This is a genomic window from Candidatus Marivariicella sp. (assembly GCF_983056325.1).
The window spans coordinates 28,196-45,428 of record NZ_CEZOWA010000007.1 but is presented as its reverse complement, the minus strand read 5'-3'; the positions used below and the strand labels follow the sequence as shown (position 1 = coordinate 45,428).

At 29.6% G+C, this 17,233-nt stretch carries 15 protein-coding genes and 1 pseudogene; 2 read left to right on the top strand and 14 right to left on the bottom strand.

Annotated elements, in window-relative coordinates; genetic code table 11:
- Window positions 1-64: 64 nt before the first annotated feature.
- From AC3ATN_RS03475 to bshC, 3 genes are read right to left on the bottom strand one after another with little or no spacing between them, the layout of a single operon-like run.
- Window positions 65-1,816, bottom strand: coding sequence for a LysM peptidoglycan-binding domain-containing protein (locus AC3ATN_RS03475; RefSeq protein WP_487531843.1), 1,752 nt, complete (start codon window positions 1,814-1,816; stop codon window positions 65-67).
- A gap of 12 nt (window positions 1,817-1,828) precedes the next feature.
- Window positions 1,829-3,358, bottom strand: coding sequence for a glutamine-hydrolyzing GMP synthase (guaA, locus tag AC3ATN_RS03470; protein WP_487531842.1), 1,530 nt, complete (start codon window positions 3,356-3,358; stop codon window positions 1,829-1,831).
- A gap of 58 nt (window positions 3,359-3,416) precedes the next feature.
- Window positions 3,417-5,024: a bacillithiol biosynthesis cysteine-adding enzyme BshC gene (bshC, locus tag AC3ATN_RS03465; RefSeq protein WP_487531841.1), complete on the bottom strand. Its 1,608-nt coding sequence runs from the start codon at window positions 5,022-5,024 to the stop codon at window positions 3,417-3,419.
- A gap of 92 nt (window positions 5,025-5,116) precedes the next feature.
- On the opposite strand from bshC, the gene AC3ATN_RS03460 reads away from it, so the two are divergent.
- Complete coding sequence (locus AC3ATN_RS03460; RefSeq protein ID WP_487531840.1) at window positions 5,117-7,597, top strand: M14 family metallopeptidase; 2,481 nt, start codon at window positions 5,117-5,119, stop codon at window positions 7,595-7,597.
- A gap of 1 nt (window position 7,598) precedes the next feature.
- On the opposite strand, the gene ftsY is transcribed toward AC3ATN_RS03460, so the two are convergent.
- The 9 genes and pseudogenes from ftsY to recR form a co-directional block, all read right to left on the bottom strand.
- Window positions 7,599-8,705, bottom strand: a complete 1,107-nt coding sequence (gene ftsY / locus AC3ATN_RS03455) for a signal recognition particle-docking protein FtsY (protein ID WP_487531839.1) — start codon at window positions 8,703-8,705, stop codon at window positions 7,599-7,601.
- Window positions 8,706-8,926: 221 nt separating this feature from the next.
- Window positions 8,927-9,076, bottom strand: a pseudogene (locus tag AC3ATN_RS03450) (DUF4295 family protein); the annotation flags it as partial.
- A 2-nt stretch (window positions 9,077-9,078) separates the two neighbouring features.
- Complete coding sequence (gene rpmG, locus AC3ATN_RS03445) at window positions 9,079-9,261, bottom strand: 50S ribosomal protein L33 (protein WP_487531838.1); 183 nt, start codon at window positions 9,259-9,261, stop codon at window positions 9,079-9,081.
- 10 nt (window positions 9,262-9,271) lie between these two features.
- On the bottom strand, window positions 9,272-9,508 hold the full coding sequence (rpmB, locus tag AC3ATN_RS03440) for a 50S ribosomal protein L28 (protein ID WP_487531837.1): 237 nt from the start codon (window positions 9,506-9,508) through the stop codon (window positions 9,272-9,274).
- A gap of 82 nt (window positions 9,509-9,590) precedes the next feature.
- Window positions 9,591-10,838 (bottom strand): CinA family nicotinamide mononucleotide deamidase-related protein, encoded by a 1,248-nt coding sequence (locus AC3ATN_RS03435; RefSeq protein WP_487531836.1) that lies wholly within the window; start codon window positions 10,836-10,838, stop codon window positions 9,591-9,593.
- A 6-nt stretch (window positions 10,839-10,844) separates the two neighbouring features.
- On the bottom strand, window positions 10,845-11,453 hold the full coding sequence (locus tag AC3ATN_RS03430) for a fumarylacetoacetate hydrolase family protein (protein ID WP_487531835.1): 609 nt from the start codon (window positions 11,451-11,453) through the stop codon (window positions 10,845-10,847).
- A 6-nt stretch (window positions 11,454-11,459) separates the two neighbouring features.
- Window positions 11,460-12,233, bottom strand: a complete 774-nt coding sequence (locus tag AC3ATN_RS03425; RefSeq protein ID WP_487531834.1) for an exonuclease domain-containing protein — start codon at window positions 12,231-12,233, stop codon at window positions 11,460-11,462.
- Complete coding sequence (locus AC3ATN_RS03420) at window positions 12,234-13,559, bottom strand: dihydrolipoamide acetyltransferase family protein (protein ID WP_487531833.1); 1,326 nt, start codon at window positions 13,557-13,559, stop codon at window positions 12,234-12,236.
- 46 nt (window positions 13,560-13,605) lie between these two features.
- On the bottom strand, window positions 13,606-14,223 hold the full coding sequence (gene recR, locus AC3ATN_RS03415; protein ID WP_487531832.1) for a recombination mediator RecR: 618 nt from the start codon (window positions 14,221-14,223) through the stop codon (window positions 13,606-13,608).
- A gap of 24 nt (window positions 14,224-14,247) precedes the next feature.
- On the opposite strand from recR, the gene AC3ATN_RS03410 reads away from it, so the two are divergent.
- Window positions 14,248-15,780 carry a sodium:solute symporter gene (locus AC3ATN_RS03410; protein ID WP_487531831.1) on the top strand — a complete coding sequence of 511 codons (1,533 nt, stop codon included), beginning with the start codon at window positions 14,248-14,250 and terminating at the stop codon, window positions 15,778-15,780.
- Here AC3ATN_RS03410 and AC3ATN_RS03405 read toward each other — a convergent pair.
- Window positions 15,742-16,110, bottom strand: coding sequence for a CoA-binding protein (locus AC3ATN_RS03405; protein ID WP_487531830.1), 369 nt, complete (start codon window positions 16,108-16,110; stop codon window positions 15,742-15,744). The two genes, AC3ATN_RS03410 and AC3ATN_RS03405, sit on opposite strands and share 39 nt — an antisense overlap.
- On the bottom strand, window positions 16,104-17,111 hold the full coding sequence (locus tag AC3ATN_RS03400; RefSeq protein ID WP_487531829.1) for a beta-ketoacyl-ACP synthase III: 1,008 nt from the start codon (window positions 17,109-17,111) through the stop codon (window positions 16,104-16,106). The genes AC3ATN_RS03405 and AC3ATN_RS03400 overlap by 7 nt, the downstream gene beginning before the upstream one ends.
- Window positions 17,112-17,233: the final 122 nt, after the last annotated feature.

The window sequence follows — 17,233 nt, the reverse complement described above, 5'->3', positions numbered from 1 at the left end:
CTATATATATCTTTATATACCGGGCTCAAATTTACAAAATATGAATGGTGTTATACTCAAAATACTATTTATTTATTTCTGAAACATCATATAATTTATGCTGAAGTAAATAGTACCCTTGATTAATATAAGCTCCTTTGTTAACTGGAACATAATTGAACTTATTATTATTGTATTCCGTTTCACCGATTTTAGAACTAGAATATAAATCATTATAAGTTGCAATTCTTAAAATTAAATCAAACACTAAATCAAAAGCTCTAATCGAAGTTTTATTTGGTGGAATTCCAAAACGATTTATAAATTTCTCGATCAATATTGTGTCATCAACATTTTTTGGATAATAATCGGACATGAATGTAAACATAAGATCTCCAAATAATTTATTTGAAAGATTAGAATTTTCATATGATGAACCATGAAATGTTGTAAAAAGCTTTATTTTTTTTTCATCACTAAGCTGAGAACGTATTTGTGATGATGCACTTGAAATTAAAGTAAATTTTTCAGTTTCTAAAATAATTTTATTTGGAAGGGTATCTACAATTAAAGAATCAACTAGTTCTGGTAATAAAAAGTCTCCTAATTCAGGTCTTAAATTAATAGAGTTTGGAAAAAGAGAATTTAGTTCTCTCTCAATATTTCTGTTTATAGAGTCTGTGATAATTAAAACATTATCATCTTTATTAATCGTATTGTTGAGATACCTCTTCATTTCATCACGAATAAATGATTTAGATGTGACACTTTGAAAAACTCCATTTCGCATAATTACTGATTTTGATGACAATGGTGCAATTTTAGGAACACTTTTAAACATGTTTTTTGAAGATAAGAAATCAAAATTTTCAGATAACATCGGTCCAATTATCGCATCAATTTCTTGAGGATTAAGATCGTTAATATGCTTTTGTATTTCACTTTTTTTATTTTGAGAATCAAATATTTTTGCATTGATTTCTATTCCAATGTCATTTGCTTTTTCCATGGCTAAAACTGAACCAGCATAAAAATCCAAGGCAATTGATGATATCGTTCTTCTTTTTAAATACCTGTATGTTTTATTTAAGGAATTAAATTCAATTATAGATGTTTTGAATGGAAGGAAGTAAACTAAATTTATTTTTTTCTTTAAAAAAACTGAATCTTGAAGCATTGTTTTTTCTGAAAGAAGCTGGTTTTTGTCTACTTTTAAATTCATTGAAGAAGTTTTTGGTAGTTTTAAAATCATACCTGATTTTAACCCTTCATCAATAACATTTGGATTAAGAGAATCTATAGTGAATTTATTATTTCCAGTTTTAACTTCAATCCTATAATATCCTTCTTTGGGTTTAATTTTGTAATAATAAAAATCTGGTTCTATGATTTTTACTTCTTGATCAAATTTAATCGGTAAAACTATAGTTTGTCCAAACTTAAGTCCTTCTTTTATATTTGGGTTTATTTTATCTAACTCATCAACGGTGACTCCATAAGTATAAGCAATTCTCCATTTAGTATCTTTAGGTTTAACAAAATATGTATTAAATTTTTCAGATATTTTTTTTTCAGATATTTTTTTTTCAATTAAAAACCTAGTATAAACAGGTATTCTTATTTGCATTCTTCGTCTCAAACCTCTTTTAGCAATTCTTGGATTATAACTTTCAATTTGTTCTTTACTTATGTTATATTTTTTCGAAAGATTATATACGTTATCTCCCTTTTGAACTTTGTGAATTATAAATTTTTGAGGTATAGAATCAACCTGACTGTATCCAGTTGAAATAGATAGAATTAAAAATATTAACTTAATTTGAACTTTATAATTCATAAAAAATAATAGCTATTCCCATTCAATTGTTGCAGGAGGCTTGGAGCTAATATCGTAAACTACTCTATTTACTCCTGGCACCTTATTTATAATTTCATTTGATATCTTTTGCAGAAAATTATGAGGTAAATCAACCCAGTCTGCTGTCATACCATCAGTTGACTGAACAGCTCTCAACGCCACACACTTTTCATAGGTTCTCTCGTCACCCATAACCCCTACTGTTTTAACCGGAAGAAGAATAGCGCCAGCTTGCCATATAGAATCATACAGCTCCCACTTTTTTAAGCCTTCAATGAAAATAGAATCCACTTCTTGTAATATTCCCACTTTTTCAGGGGTAATTGCGCCTAAAATTCTTATGGCTAAACCGGGGCCTGGAAAAGGGTGTCTTCCAAGAATTTTTGAATCAATTCCTAAACTTTTTCCAACTCTACGAACTTCATCTTTAAAAAGCATTCTTAGAGGTTCAACGACACTCAACTTCATAAAGTCAGGTAATCCACCAACGTTATGATGAGATTTAATTGTTACCGAAGGTCCATTAACCGAAATAGATTCAATTACATCAGGATATATAGTTCCTTGTGCTAGCCACGCAGTCCCTTTAATTTGATTTGCTTCCTCATCAAAAACATCTATAAAAGTATTACCAATAATTTTCCTTTTCAATTCGGGGTCTGGTTCACCTTTTAGATTATTTAAAAACAATTTCGAAGAATCAACTCCTTTAACATTTAAACCCATGCCCTTATATTGTTTTAAAACTGAATCAAACTCATTCTTTCTCAAGAGACCATTATTAACAAAAACACAAAATAATTGATTACCTATAGATTTATTCAATAAAACCGCTGCAACAGTTGAGTCTACACCACCTGAGAGACCTAAAATAACTTTATCGTTTCCAATTTTGTTTTTTAGCTTTTCAATTGTCATATCAACAAAAGAATCGGGTGTCCAATCTTGTTTAATTTTTGATATTTTTACCAAAAAGTTTTCCAGTAATTTTAGACCATGAGAAGAGTGGTAAACTTCAGGATGAAATTGAATTCCATAAGTTGCTTCCCCATTAATTTCAAAAGCAGCATTAATAACATCAGTGGTGCTTGAAATTCGTTTTGATGAACTTGGCAGTTTATTGATCGTATCTCCATGACTCATCCAAACTTGACTATTATCAGGAATATCTCTAAAAAGTAAAGATTTTGAATCTATATTTTTTAAATTGGCTCTACCATATTCTCTCGATCTAGACATATTAACCTTTCCTCCAAAAAAATATGCTAAATATTGAGCTCCGTAACATATACCCAATAAAGGTATTTTTCCTTTTACTAAAGAAAGATCAATATGAGGCGGATCGTCATTTCTCACTGAATGCGGAGATCCAGATAAAATTATCGCACTGAATAAGGAATAATCCTTTGGAGGATTGTCGAATGGTATTATCTCGCAATAAATAAATAACTCCCTAACTCTTCTGGCTATTAACTGGGTGTATTGTGATCCGAAATCAAGTATAAGTACTTTATCTTGCATAATCAAAAATACAATTATTTATTAGGCAAGAAATTTTAAATAAAACAATTTTATAATTTTATTTAGATTCTAAAACAATAAATTCTTTGCTTAATGGATTGAAATTATCAATCAAATCTGGAATAAAATTGTGACCGAAATATAAATAGTACTCAAAGAAATTTTCAGTTCTTTCTTGAAGTTTATTATTTGGAAATAAAGATTTATGAATTAATTCTATATTTTGAACCTGATCATTAAGTTTTCTTTTTTGAGCTTTTAATAATCTTTTTTCAAGATTATTAATACCCTTAAATTGTTTTGATTTTTGAGCTTTAACTGCACCTTCAAATGAAGAATCTGTTTTAGAAACCATTTTTTCCAAATATCTAAATTGTGATTCGAGTTTTGTCTTCAAAAATTGTAAATCTAAATCAATACTTGAAAGTTCCTTTATTTTATTGTTAATTGTATAATCTCGACCATTCAATAGATCAGAATATGAAAGATTGAGCTTATTAATTTTTTTTGAAGTTTTGGAAGTAATTAAAATAGCTGAATCTCTAATAATTAATATAGGCAAGGTGACTTTTTGATTAATAAAAAAAGCTTTTAATTGCAGCCAATAAGAAATCTCTCCTCCTCCTCCGATATATGCAATATTTGGAAGAATTACTTCTTGATACAGAGGACGTAATAAAACATTTGGTGAAAATCTTTCTGGAAATTCAATTAATTCTTTTTCGATTGAATCTCTAGTGAATTTTTTATTTAAGTTACTTAATTCAAACCCTGTTTTAGTTTTTAAAATTCTTGTTCTTTGACCTTTATTTATATAAAAAAGATTTATTTCTCTGGGATTTACTTGAGGGTTATAGTTTTTGTCATAATCATTTTTTAATATTCCAATTTGATTATTAACGTATTTAACACATTTCTGATTAAATAATTCATCTTTGAAGAAAGGAATCATTGTTTCCTTTAATTTTTTTGAATTAGGATCTAAAACCAATAAACCGTATTCAGAAAAAAGACTATTTACTATTCTAAAAGTAGCCTCAGATAAGTTTTTAGATTTAAAATAGCACTTTTTTATCATTGATTCAATAGTTGACGATGACTTCGAGTTCCCAAGCTTTTCTTTTATGAATAGGCTCAAACAATCAAGGTTTTTCAAGCTAAACTCTCCCACTGGCCCTCCAGTAGACTCTTTCCAAGAGATCTTCTTACCTTTAAAATAAAAACTACTAACTTCTTCAAAGTCGTGGTCCTCAGAAGCCATCCAAAAAACTGGAATATAATTATTTCCAGGTTTCTTTTTATTCATGATTTTAGAAAGCTTTATGATACTTACAATTTTATAAATAAAGTACAAAGGACCAGTCATTAAACTCAATTGATGTCCTGTTGTTATTGTGAAAGTGTTTTTATTAGATAGTAAATTTAAATTTTGAGAAACATTCTTTGAAATATCTATTTTAGAATATTGCTCGTTGAAGACTTGAACTAGTTTTTGTCTGTTTTCATTTGTAAATTCATTTGATTTTAATTTTGAAAATTTTTCAAGTGAATCGATATTTGGGAAAAATGTTGTTGATGAAATTAAACCTTCATTTTCATCTTGGTAGTCCTTGATTAATTCTGGATAAATATTAACTAAATTATACGGAATTTTGGAGACTTTCATCATAAGTAATTTTAGCAAAGATATTTCATTTTTTATTACACTATTGATCCATAATGTCTAAAAAAAATTAATTTTACTTTCAAAAATATATTATGATTCAAAAACACATACTTGCATCGCTTTTAATTTTTAGTCTTAACACTAATTCTCAAACTGTAGTTTCACCAGATTCCTTCCTGGGGTATGAGCTTGGAACTGTTTTTTCAAGGCACCATCAAGTTGTAGATTATTTTAAATATCTTGATAAAAACTCAGATTGGGTAAGAATTGAATCATATGGAAAAACTAATGAAGGACGTATACTTAAATTAGCAATAGTATCTAATCCTGAAAATCTTAAAAACATAGATAAAATAAGAAACAACCACCTTAAAAACTCAGGATCTGTAAATGGAGAGTTAAATACTGATAAATCAATAGTTTGGTTAAGTTATAACGTTCATGGTAATGAATCTTCAAGTACTGAAGCTTCCATGAAAACAATTTATAATTTAATTACTGAATATAAAGATTGGCTAAAAGACACAATTGTTATTATTGATCCTTGTATAAATCCTGACGGAAGAGACAGGTATGTTAATTGGTATAACCAAAAGAAAAGACTTCCATACAACTCTAATTCTTTTTCAAGAGAACATCAAGAACCGTGGCAAAACGGAAGAACAAACCACTATGCGTTTGACCTTAATAGAGATTGGGCATGGGCAACACAGATTGAAACTCAACAAAGACTTACAAAATACAACCAATGGTTACCTCACATTCATGTTGACTTTCATGAACAAGGTGTAAATTCTCCTTATTATTTTGCCCCTGCGGCAGAACCAGTCCATGAAAATATTACAGATTTTCAAAGATCGTTTCAAGATGTAATTGCAAAAAATCATGCTAAATATTTTGATAAAAATGGATGGCTTTACTATACCAAAGAAAGGTTTGATTTACTTTACCCTAGTTATGGTGATTCGTATCCTTCATTTCTTGGAGCTATTGGAATGACATACGAACAAGCAGGGGGCGGAAGAGCTGGACTTGGACTTAAAAATGACGATGGAGTTGAACTTACATTAATTGACAGGATTAACCACCACTATACAACAAGTATATCTACGGTAGAAATTGCCTCAAAGAATATTAAGAACCTCAATATTGCATATCAAGAATTCTACAAAGACAAATCGACAAAATTCAAAAACTTTATAATTAATGGTAATATTGATAATTTGAATAAATTAAGAGAACTTCTTGATAGACACAAAATAGTATATGGTTCTCCAAACTCAAATAAAGTTGTTAAAGGGTATGATTATAAATCAAAAAAAAATAAATCCATAAAACTTAAATCTAATGATCTGGTCATTTCAACAAGTCAGGTGAAGGGAAAAATAGCCCATGTTTTACTGGAACCAAACACCTTTTTGTCTGACTCACTTACTTATGACATTACCGCTTGGGCTCTTCCCTATGCATACGGACTTGACGCTATTGCCACAAAAGAAACAATTAAATTGGTAGACTATAAAGTTGAAACTTATGTTGAAAATGAAATTAATGAAAAAGCTTATGGATGGGCTTCTCACTGGAATAGTTTAGAGGATGCTAAGTTTTTAGCAGATTTATTAAAATCAAAAATTAAAGTTAGATTTAATAATAGTCCGTTAAAAAATCAAAATATTAATTGGAAAAGAGGGTCACTATTTATTCTCCGAGGGGATAACTCTGATTTTTCAAGCTCCGATCTAAAAAATACTATTCTTTCAATCGCAGAAATAAATAACCGTAAAATTACTGAATTATCATCTGGATATTCTTTATCTGGACCTGATCTAGGCTCTGATAAATTATCTCTAATCTCTCCTCCAAGAATAAGTGTTTTAACAGAAGGGAATACTTCAACTTATAATGCTGGTGAAATAATTCATTTTTTTGAAAAACAATTAGGTTATCAAGCCAATTATATAAGCGAATCAAGGTTAAATAACGAAGTTCTTCTACAGACGGACATTTTAATTTTACCATCAGGATTTTATGATTTTGATAAAACAGAAACTAATTTACTCAAATGGATTAGAAATGGTGGGACTTTAATTGCTATGGGTAGAGCCCTAGACGCTTTATCAAAAATTGAATTATTTGAAATATCTGCAAAAGAATCTTCAAAAGATAAATCAATAGATTTAACTTTAAATAGTTCAAGAAGAAGAAGATATATTAGTAATCTAATAACTGGAAGTATTTATAAAGCAGAGGTTGACCCGTCTCATCCTATGGCTTATGGGTATGAAGATTATTATTATACTCTTAAGCTATCTGGTAAGGCTTACAAACTTTTAAAAAATCAAAATATAGCATATCTTAAAGATGATATAAAGCCTCACTCCGGTTTTACAGGATCTAATGTATCATCAAATCAAAGTAATAGTTTACTTTTTGGAAATCAGAATCTAGGTCAAGGAAATATAATATATATGGTAGACAACCCCTTATTTCGTGCTTTCTGGGAAAATGGAAAATTATTTATGGCAAATGCAATTTTTTTCACAGGGAACAGAAGTTATAAAAAAATTGAATGAACTAATTATTAAAAAAAGAATCCACAAAAGATTTTGGATTAAAAATCTGAAGATCATCAATTTTTTCACCTACCCCTATATATTTGACTGGTATTTTAAATTGGTGAGAAATACCAAGAACAACTCCGCCTTTTGCAGTTCCATCTAATTTAGTTATCGCTAATGATGAAACATCAGTGGCGGATGAAAATTGTTTGGCTTGCTCAAATGCATTTTGGCCAGTTGATCCATCTAATACAAGAAGAACCTCATGAGGGGAGTCAGGAATGACTTTGTCCATAACTCGTTTAATTTTCGAAAGTTCATTCATTAGATTTACCTTATTATGTAGTCGTCCAGCAGTGTCTATAATGACTATATCTATGTTTTGTACTTTTGCAGATTTTAATGTGTCAAAAGCAACTGATGCTGGATCACTTCCCATCGACTGTTTTACTAATTTAACATCAGCTCTCTCTGCCCAAATATTGAGTTGGTCTATAGCGCCTGCTCGAAAAGTATCCGAAGCACCAAGCATTACTTTTTTCCCAAGTTTTTTATATTTATTAGCTAGCTTTCCAATAGTAGTAGTTTTACCAACACCGTTGACACCAACGACCATTATTACGTAGGGCATACCTGAAACAATAGGGTCATTATTCGAATCTATTTGACTATGATGTTCTAAAAGAATCCCTGTAATTTCTTCTTTTAATATTTTATTTAATTCATGTGATCCCAAAAACTTATCTCTGGAAACTCTCTTTTCAATATTATCAATTATTTTAATTGTAGTTTCTACCCCAACATCTGATGATATTAAAACCTCTTCCAAATCATCCAATACTTCATCGTCTACTTTACTTTTTCCTACAAGAACTCTCCCTAGTTTAGAAAAAAAAGAGTTTTTTGTTTTCTCTAAACCTTTATCAAGAATATTTCTTTTTAAGTCATGAGCTTTTAAATTCTTTTCATCTGTTTCTAATTTTGTTTTAGAATCAATATTTATTTTAAGTTTAGATTCTTCAGATATAACTTTGTTGTCTGAATCTATAGCTTTGGTTTTTAGATCTTCGTTCGACTTATCTTCACCTTTAATTATAGATGTGATTTTATTGAATATTCTCATTTTATAAAAATAAAAAAAGCTACTTTAAAAGTAGCTTTTTTATATAAGTTTAAATTAGAGAGACTTATAAATCATCATTTGGTTTCTTTTGATTTTGACTTTCACTTGATGGAGGATCTAAACCGTCACTTTTTTTCATCTACAATAGGTTCAATAATTTTTTCTTCAGAAGTTGTATTTACCTCTTTTGATTTTTCAGGAATTACTTCTTGTTTTATTGGTTTATTTAGCATCCAATCTTTAACATGTTTTGGATCTAAGATGGCTTCAACAAAACTGTATGTACCTGATTTTTCTTTTTTGACCATATTAATAGCTTTGGTCAGTCGTTTTGATCCCGTTTGAAGTGTTGCTATTGATTTTTTTGCCATGACTACTTAATTTCTTTATGAACCGTCATTTTTTTTAAAATTGGGTTGAATTTTTTTATTTCAAGACGATCAGGTGAGTTTTTCTTGTTTTTAGTAGTTATATAACGAGATGTTCCAGATTTTCCTGATGTTTTATGCTCAGTACACTCCAATATAACTTGTACTCTATTCCCTCTTTTTGCCATTTTATTTCTTTTATTTTAAAAGACCTTTTCCTTTAGCTTCTTTGATTACACTTGAAATACCTTTCTTGTTAATTGTTTTTAAAACAGATGCTTTAACTTTTAAAGTAATCCATTTATCTTCTTCAGGTATGAAAAAACGTTTTTTAATCAAATTAATATCAAAGCGTCTTCGAGTTTTGTTCATGGCTTTAGAACGATTATTTCCAAACATGACTCTTTTACCGGTAATGTCACAGACTCTAGCCATAATATCTTAATTTTAAAGTTTTTTAACAGGTTGCAAATTTACATATTTTTATGTAGTAACAAAACTTATTTAAAATTTATAATTAATCACTTTTAATTAATTGGTAGAGCATCTCAAGAGCTTTGTTTGTTGTTTTATCAATAACTCTTTCACGATGGTTTCCCATTTGAAAACATTCACTAAAAACTCCATTGGGGCCGGATATTGCAATATGTACCTCACCTATTTCTGAAATATTATCCCCTGAAGTTGGTCCAGCATTTCCAGTTGTGGCTATTCCATAATCTGAATTAAATCGTTTTTTAACACCTAAAGCCATTGCTTTAGCAACATTTGAGCTGACAATTCCTTTTTCTTCGATCAATTTTGCTGGAACATTTAGAATAGATGTCTTTAGCTCATTTGAATATGCTACAACTCCCCCCTTAAAAAATTTTGAAGCCCCTGCCTGTGTTGTTATAACTGACGATATTTTACCTCCGGTACAACTTTCAGCAATTGACAAATATCTATTTTGAGAAAAAAGAGTATTTCCTATCGAAACTTCTATCGGTCCATCATCCTCATCTCCAACATAAATATCACTAATCAATAACTTTAGAATTGAAACATTTTTATCAACTTCTTTTCTGACCCTTATCTCACTCATTCCAGATGATGAAAGTCTTAACCTAACTCTACCTAAACTTGGCAAATAAGCTAAATTTATTGAATTGGGAAGTTTGCTTTCAAATTCTGATATTCTAAGCGCAATAGCACTCTCTCCTAGACCATAGGTCAATAAAGTTTTGTGATAAATAAAAGGTCTATTGAATGACTTTTTTAGGAGAGGTATAATTGATTTCTGCATTAGAGATTTCATTTCATAAGGAACACCGGGTAATGCAATAACTTCAATATCTTTTGATGAGAACCACATACCAGATGCAGTTCCGAACTCATTTATGAAAATTTTAGCTTTTGATGGTAAAAGTGCCTGTTCCTTATTCATTTCACTTATTGGAGTTGTAACATATTTTTTAAATAAACCCTCAATATGATTTTTTATTTGAGGATACCAAATAAGTTTATCTTCAAAATATGACGTCAATGTATGTTTTGTGATATCATCACTTGTAGGCCCTAGTCCACCTGTAATAATAATTATATCCGATTTTTTCTTGGATCTTTCAATTGTATTTATAATATCTTCTGAATTATCTGAAATTGACGTGATTTGTGACACAGCTATTCCTATTGAGTTTAGTGACTTTGATAAATAAACGGAGTTTGTATTTACAATCTGCCCAATTAAAATCTCATCACCAATAGATATAAGTTCCGCTTTCATTTATTTTTATTTTACCTTAATTTGAAAACATTTAGCATTCTCAACATAACCTTCTAAAACATCTTCTTGATTTAATCTTCCCACTCCAGAAGGGGTTCCTGTATATATTAAATCGCCAATTTTGAGTGTAAAAAATTTTGAAATATAGGAGATAAGTTCGTCAATCTTCCATAACATAAATGTTGTATTCCCATTTTGAACCAATTTATTATTAATATTCAAATGAAAACTTAAGTTATTTAAATCATATTCATTTTTATTTAACCATTTACCTGTTAATGCAGAACCATCAAAGGATTTAGATTTTTCCCATGGCAATCCCTTTGACTTTAAATCGATTTGAATATCTCTTGCGGTAAAATCGATACCAACTGTAAAATCTTGATAATATTTATTTGCAAATTTCTTTTCAATATATTTACCAACTTTGTTAATTTTAATTATAAGCTCAATTTCATGATGAATATCATTTGAAAAAGCAGGAATAAAAAAAGGTTGATTTTTTTGAATTAATGCAGTATCTGGCTTCATGAAAATTACTGGGTTTTCTGGCCGTACATTATCCATTTCTTTTATGTGATCGCTAAAATTTCTTCCAACACAAATTATTTTCAAAATTACTTATTTTTGAAGATTACTATTACTTATTCTGATTTTAGTTAATATTTTTTTAGTGTAAAGAGGGAAGTCTGCCTTTAACAACCAACCAAAGTAACCGGGTTCATTTTCTAATACATCTTTAACTGTTTTTCCTTTATGTTTTCCAAAAGAAAAACACTCTTGACCATCTTTATTAAAGACTATATATCCTGCAAAATCTGCTGTCTTTCTTCGGGTTGTAAATTCACTTAAAAAAGATGTTGATGGTTGTAATTCACTATATCTTTCGAGTTGTGACATTAAAACATCATGCGTTGCTTGAGTGTCTACCATTGCCGAGTGGGCATTTTCAAGTTTTTCATTACAATAGAACTTCAGAGCTGCCGTAAGGTTCCTTTGTTCCATTTTATGAAAAATTGTTTGCACATCTATTGTTTTTAAATTTTTAGTTGAAAAATCTAAATCTGATCTTAGGAATTCTTCCATTAAAAGTGGAATATCAAATCTATCAGAATTATAACCAGCTAAATCACAGTTTTTTATGAAATTATAAATTGTTTTAGATATTTCTTTGAAAGTTGGAGAATTAGCAACCATATCATTGGTAATCCCGTGAATTTCTGAAACTTCAGCCGGAATCAACATCTCAGGGTTTACTAACCAAACTTGCTTTTCTATTTTTTCGTCAGGATACAATTTCAAAACAGCTATCTCAACAATACGATCTGAAGTAATGTTTATTCCAGTTGTTTCAAGATCAAAAAAGCAGAGTGGTCTTTCTAATTGTAATTTCATTTATATAGAAAAATTTATATCCCATTGTTCAAGATAATTTGCAATATTTTTAGCAAACTGCCCTCCAATAGCTCCGTTGATAATTCTATGGTCATAACTATGAGATAAAATTAATTTCTTTCTTATGCCAATATAATCTCCTTCCGAAGTCTCAATTACTGATGGCATTTTTCTTATTACTCCAATCGCTAAAATACCAACTTGAGGCTGGTTAATAATTGGAGTCCCCATAATAGAGCCAAAATTACCCACATTTGTTACAGTATATGTTCCCCCTTTAATATCCCCAGGTAAAAGTTGATTATTTCTAGCTCGTGACGAGAGGTTATTAACTGCTTTTGTTAAGCCAATTAAATTTAAATGATCTGCATTTTTTATAACAGGAACGATTAAATTACCATCAGACAATGACGTAGCCATTCCAATATTTATATCTCTTTTTTGAAGTATTGAATCACCTTGCAAAGAACTATTTAATATAGGGAAGTCCCTTAAAGCTTTGATTACTGCCAAAATAAATAAAGGAGTAAACGTAAGTTTTTCTTGAGTTTGTTTGAAAAATGATTCTTTTATATTTTCTCTCCATTCCCATAAATTTGTCACATCAACTTCAACAAAAGATTGAACATGTGCAGATGTTTTTTTGCTTTCAACCATATGATTGGCTATCAACTTCCCCATTCGTGACATTTCAATTAACTGATCTTTAGATTTAGAATCTTCTGTCACTGGATTTTTTAATTCAAATGAATTTGATTTTTTTAAGTTTAAAAAATTAAGAATATCTTTTTTAGTAACTCTATTGTCTTTTCCTGTTCCATTAATATTATCAAGATCATCATTGGATAGGTTTTCTTTTTTCGCAATACTTTTTACTAAGGGTGAGTAAAATCTTTTTTCTGTTTTATGAAAACTATCATTAATTATAGATTCAGCTTTATCGATAAGCCCAGATGTTTCATGATCTATTAATGGTTCAATGGAGTCTTCCGATATTAAATTTCTAGAGTTCTCATTTATAATTTGGCTATTTTCATGTACAATATTTTTCTTTTCATTAATCTCGTTTTTTTCACTCTCAACATCTTTACTATCAATTACAGCTATTACCTCTCCTACTTTAATAACATCATCTACATTAAAACGCTTTTCTAATAGTTTACCGGTAAATTCCGATGGAACATCGGAATCAACTTTATCGGTAGCTATTTCAACAACAGACTCATCAGCATCAATAGTATCCCCTACCTCTTTAAGCCATGTAATTAATGTAGCCTCTGCGACACTCTCTCCCATTTTTGGGAGTTTTAAAAAGTACTTACCCATATTAAATTATTAAAACAAAAGTACCAAAATTATGAATAAAGGACTATTATTCGGTAATCGAACTTTCATAAGGTATTCTTCTTGAAATACTTCTCCCTAAGGTAACCTCATCTGCATATTCTAACTCATCTCCTACAGAAATTCCTCTAGCAATAGCAGTAATTTTAATCTCAAATTCTGAAAGAGTTTTAAAAATATAAAAATTAGTAGTGTCCGCTTCCAATGTACTACTCAGTGCCAGAATTAATTCATTAATTTCTTTAGATTTAACTTTTTCAACTAAAGAATCAATATTAAGATCCCCTGGTCCAACCCCTTCCATAGGGGATATAATACCACCTAAAACATGATACAAACCATTATACTGATTAGTGTTTTCTATGGCCATGACATCCCTAATATCCTCAACAATACAAAGTATTTTTTTGTTACGTTTTTCATTTGAACAAATTTCACAAATATTATTTTCAGATAAATTATGACACTTGGAACAATAACCAATTTCATTTCTAAACTTTTCAAGTGTTTTGGCTAATAAAACGGTGTCTTCTTTGGGTTGTTTAAGTAAATATAAAGCAAGTCTAAGTGCAGATCTTTTGCCAATTCCGGGTAATCTAGATATTTCATCTACAACATCTGATAATAGTTTTGAAGAAAATTCCATTGTATAAAAATACAAAAATATAATATGGAAAAAGGATTTTCTATATTTGCCTTTTACCTATTTATGCAGTCACCTGAAATTATATTGATGCTTATAATTGGATATTTTTTATTGTTAATTACAATATCAAAATTCACAAGTAATACAGGATCAAACTCAACATTTTTTAATGCAAATAAAAAAGCACCATGGTATCTTGTTGCTTTTGGAATGGTCGGTGCAAGCTTGTCAGGGGTAACTTTTATTTCAGTTCCTGGCTGGGTGGAAGACTCTCAACTTACTTATTTTCAAGTGGTAATAGGATATTTACTAGGCTATTTTATTGTAGCATTTGTTCTTCTTCCTGTTTATTATAAAAATAATGTAACATCCATTTATGAGTATCTTAATATTCGATTTGGTCCAAAAACTCAAAAAACTGGAGCTTTTTTCTTTTTCATATCTAGAATACTTGGAGCTTCTTTTAGAATGTTTTTAGTTGCCATGGTTTTATACCAATATGTTTTTAAAAATTGGGGTATTCCTTTTGAAGTGACTGTAATCCTTTCCGTTGTATTAATCTGGATATATACATACAAAGGAGGTATAAATACAATTATATGGACAGACACTATTCAGACAACATTAATGATATTATCTGTGATTCTATCAATCAATTATATATTGAATGAATTAGACTTAAGTTTTATAACATTCATAGAAAGTGATTCATTTAAAAATATGAGTCACTTATTCGTTACTAAAGATTTTAATGAGCGTAATTATTTTATAAAATCGATAATTGGTGGAGCATTTATTACAATCTGCATGACTGGACTAGATCAGGATATGATGCAAAAAAACCTGACATGTAAAGATTTAATTTCTGCTCAGAAAAACATGATTGCTTTTAGTTTTGTTTTAGTTTTTGTAACCTTTTTATTTTTATTACTAGGTATTTTATTATACACATATTCTTATAAGATGGGTATAAGTATACCCTTATTTGAGGGTAAAAAAAGTTCTGATCTAATATTTCCTGAAATAGCGCTTAATCACAATCTAGGCCCTGTAATTGGGGTTACATTTATCCTAGGTCTTGTAGCTGCGGCCTACAGCAGCGCAGATAGTGCTCTAACATCATTAACAACCTCATTTTGTATCGATTTTTTAGACATAAAAAAATATAAAGAAAAAAAACAAAAATCAATTAGATTGACAGTTCACGTATTGATGAGTGTTATGTTAATTTTAGTTGTTATTATTTTTAAACATATATTAGATAGAAATGTAATAGATAGCCTGTTATCAATTGCTTCGTATACCTATGGTCCATTATTAGGTATTTTTTCTTTAGGAATATTTACTAAATATAAAATAGATGATGGAAAAGTTTTATGGATTAGTTTAGCATCGGTATTTATGGTGAGCATTCCAAAATTATTATTTTATTTGGATTTTGTGAAAAGTGAAAACTTATGGGGTTATGAAATCGGATATGAATTACTTCCTATAAATGGATTGATTACTTTTATTGGATTAATATTGATTAGTGGAAAGCAAGACCAAAGTACATGAGTTTTCACACTTAATTCCCATGGAAACCAGAAGATTAAATAATTTAGGGTTTTCTGTTCCTGGATTAAAAATAACTCTATTTGGAGATAAACCAATAATTGATTCAATATATTGATGTTGATGAGAAATGTTTAAATAAATACTTAAAGTGTCAACCAAAATATTTTTTGGAAAAAAATTTTGTATTGTAACCCCATAAACTTCCCCCTTTTTTCTCCCAACCGCATAAACATCAAGTTCACAATCAACAAGCATTCTTATTGCCTTATTTGAATATCTTAACTCGTTAGATGAAGCACCAAGAACTAGAGTAGGATTTCCACTTACCATTTAATAATTGTACTTCCCCATGAAAAACCAGCTCCAAAAGCAGCCAGAACCAAAATATTTCCCTCACTCAATCTGCCTTCTTCCCATGCTTCGGTCAAAGCAATTGGAATTGAAGCCGCAGTTGTATTTCCATATCTCATAATGTTATTATAAACTTGATCATCCCTTAGATTTAATTTTCTCTGAATAAATTGAGAAATTCTAAGGTTAGCTTGGTGTGGAATTAGCAAATCTATATCTTCAGTTTGTAAATTATTATAAATTAAACCTTCATTGATAACTTCTTCAAAACGCAAAACTGCATTTTTAAAAACCATTTTACCGTTCATATAGGGATAATATGATGAATCTTCTGGGTTATTTTCATTAACAATTTCAGTTACCCATTTATTTGTATTTGGTGCTTTCATGACTAAACTATCAACATGCTCTCCTTGAGAGTGAAGGTGAGAAGATAGTATACCTGATTCTTTGGATTCATTTCTTGAAACAACTGCTGCGCCAGCCCCATCTCCAAAAATAACGGCAATATCTCTTCCTCTTGTAGTCATATCAATGGCTCCTGATTGAGTTTCAGAACCTATTACAAGTATATTTTTATACATGCCTGTCTTTATAAATTGGTCCGCTGTGGCCACGCCATAAACAAATCCTGAACAGGCGTTTCTTATATCCATTGCAGGACATTTAGGGATGTTCAAAATATTTTGGACAAAAACACCGGAGCCTGGCATATAATAGTCAGGGCTTAAGGTTGCAAATAGAATAAGGTCAATTTCATCAGCTGACATATTTGCATTTTCCAGAGCAATTTTTGCAGCCTTTGCTCCCATTGATGCAGTTGTATTTCCATCACCTTTGACGATATGCCTTCTCTCTTTTATACCTGTTCTTTCAACTATCCACTCATTACTGGTGTCAATTTTATTTTCTAAATCCTTATTTGTAACTATATTATCTGGAAGATATTTACCTAATCCTACTATTTTTGAATTGTACATTCTTCATTTTTGAATTAGCAATTTATTTAAAATAATACTAAATATAACATATTATTGATTTTTAAATAGTGTCAAAATGTCATTAAAGCACCAATTGGTATTTTTTTTGAATAGGTTATCAA

Coding starts and splice junctions, on each gene's coding strand:
- bshC (WP_487531841.1), bottom strand. CDS start 5,024: ATGAAAGTCTCCAAAATTCCGTATAATTTAGTTAATATTTATCCAGAA.
- AC3ATN_RS03475 (WP_487531843.1), bottom strand. CDS start 1,816: ATGAATTATAAAGTTCAAATTAAGTTAATATTTTTAATTCTATCTATT.
- AC3ATN_RS03425 (WP_487531834.1), bottom strand. CDS start 12,233: ATGAAATTACAATTAGAAAGACCACTCTGCTTTTTTGATCTTGAAACA.
- rpmB (WP_487531837.1), bottom strand. CDS start 9,508: ATGGCTAGAGTCTGTGACATTACCGGTAAAAGAGTCATGTTTGGAAAT.
- recR (WP_487531832.1), bottom strand. CDS start 14,223: ATGGAATTTTCTTCAAAACTATTATCAGATGTTGTAGATGAAATATCT.
- AC3ATN_RS03400 (WP_487531829.1), bottom strand. CDS start 17,111: ATGTACAATTCAAAAATAGTAGGATTAGGTAAATATCTTCCAGATAAT.
- ftsY (WP_487531839.1), bottom strand. CDS start 8,705: ATGAGAATATTCAATAAAATCACATCTATAATTAAAGGTGAAGATAAG.
- AC3ATN_RS03410 (WP_487531831.1), top strand. CDS start 14,248: ATGGAAAAAGGATTTTCTATATTTGCCTTTTACCTATTTATGCAGTCA.
- rpmG (WP_487531838.1), bottom strand. CDS start 9,261: ATGGCAAAAAGAGGGAATAGAGTACAAGTTATATTGGAGTGTACTGAG.
- guaA (WP_487531842.1), bottom strand. CDS start 3,358: ATGCAAGATAAAGTACTTATACTTGATTTCGGATCACAATACACCCAG.
- AC3ATN_RS03460 (WP_487531840.1), top strand. CDS start 5,117: ATGATTCAAAAACACATACTTGCATCGCTTTTAATTTTTAGTCTTAAC.
- AC3ATN_RS03420 (WP_487531833.1), bottom strand. CDS start 13,559: ATGGGTAAGTACTTTTTAAAACTCCCAAAAATGGGAGAGAGTGTCGCA.
- AC3ATN_RS03405 (WP_487531830.1), bottom strand. CDS start 16,110: ATGGTAAGTGGAAATCCTACTCTAGTTCTTGGTGCTTCATCTAACGAG.
- AC3ATN_RS03435 (WP_487531836.1), bottom strand. CDS start 10,838: ATGAAAGCGGAACTTATATCTATTGGTGATGAGATTTTAATTGGGCAG.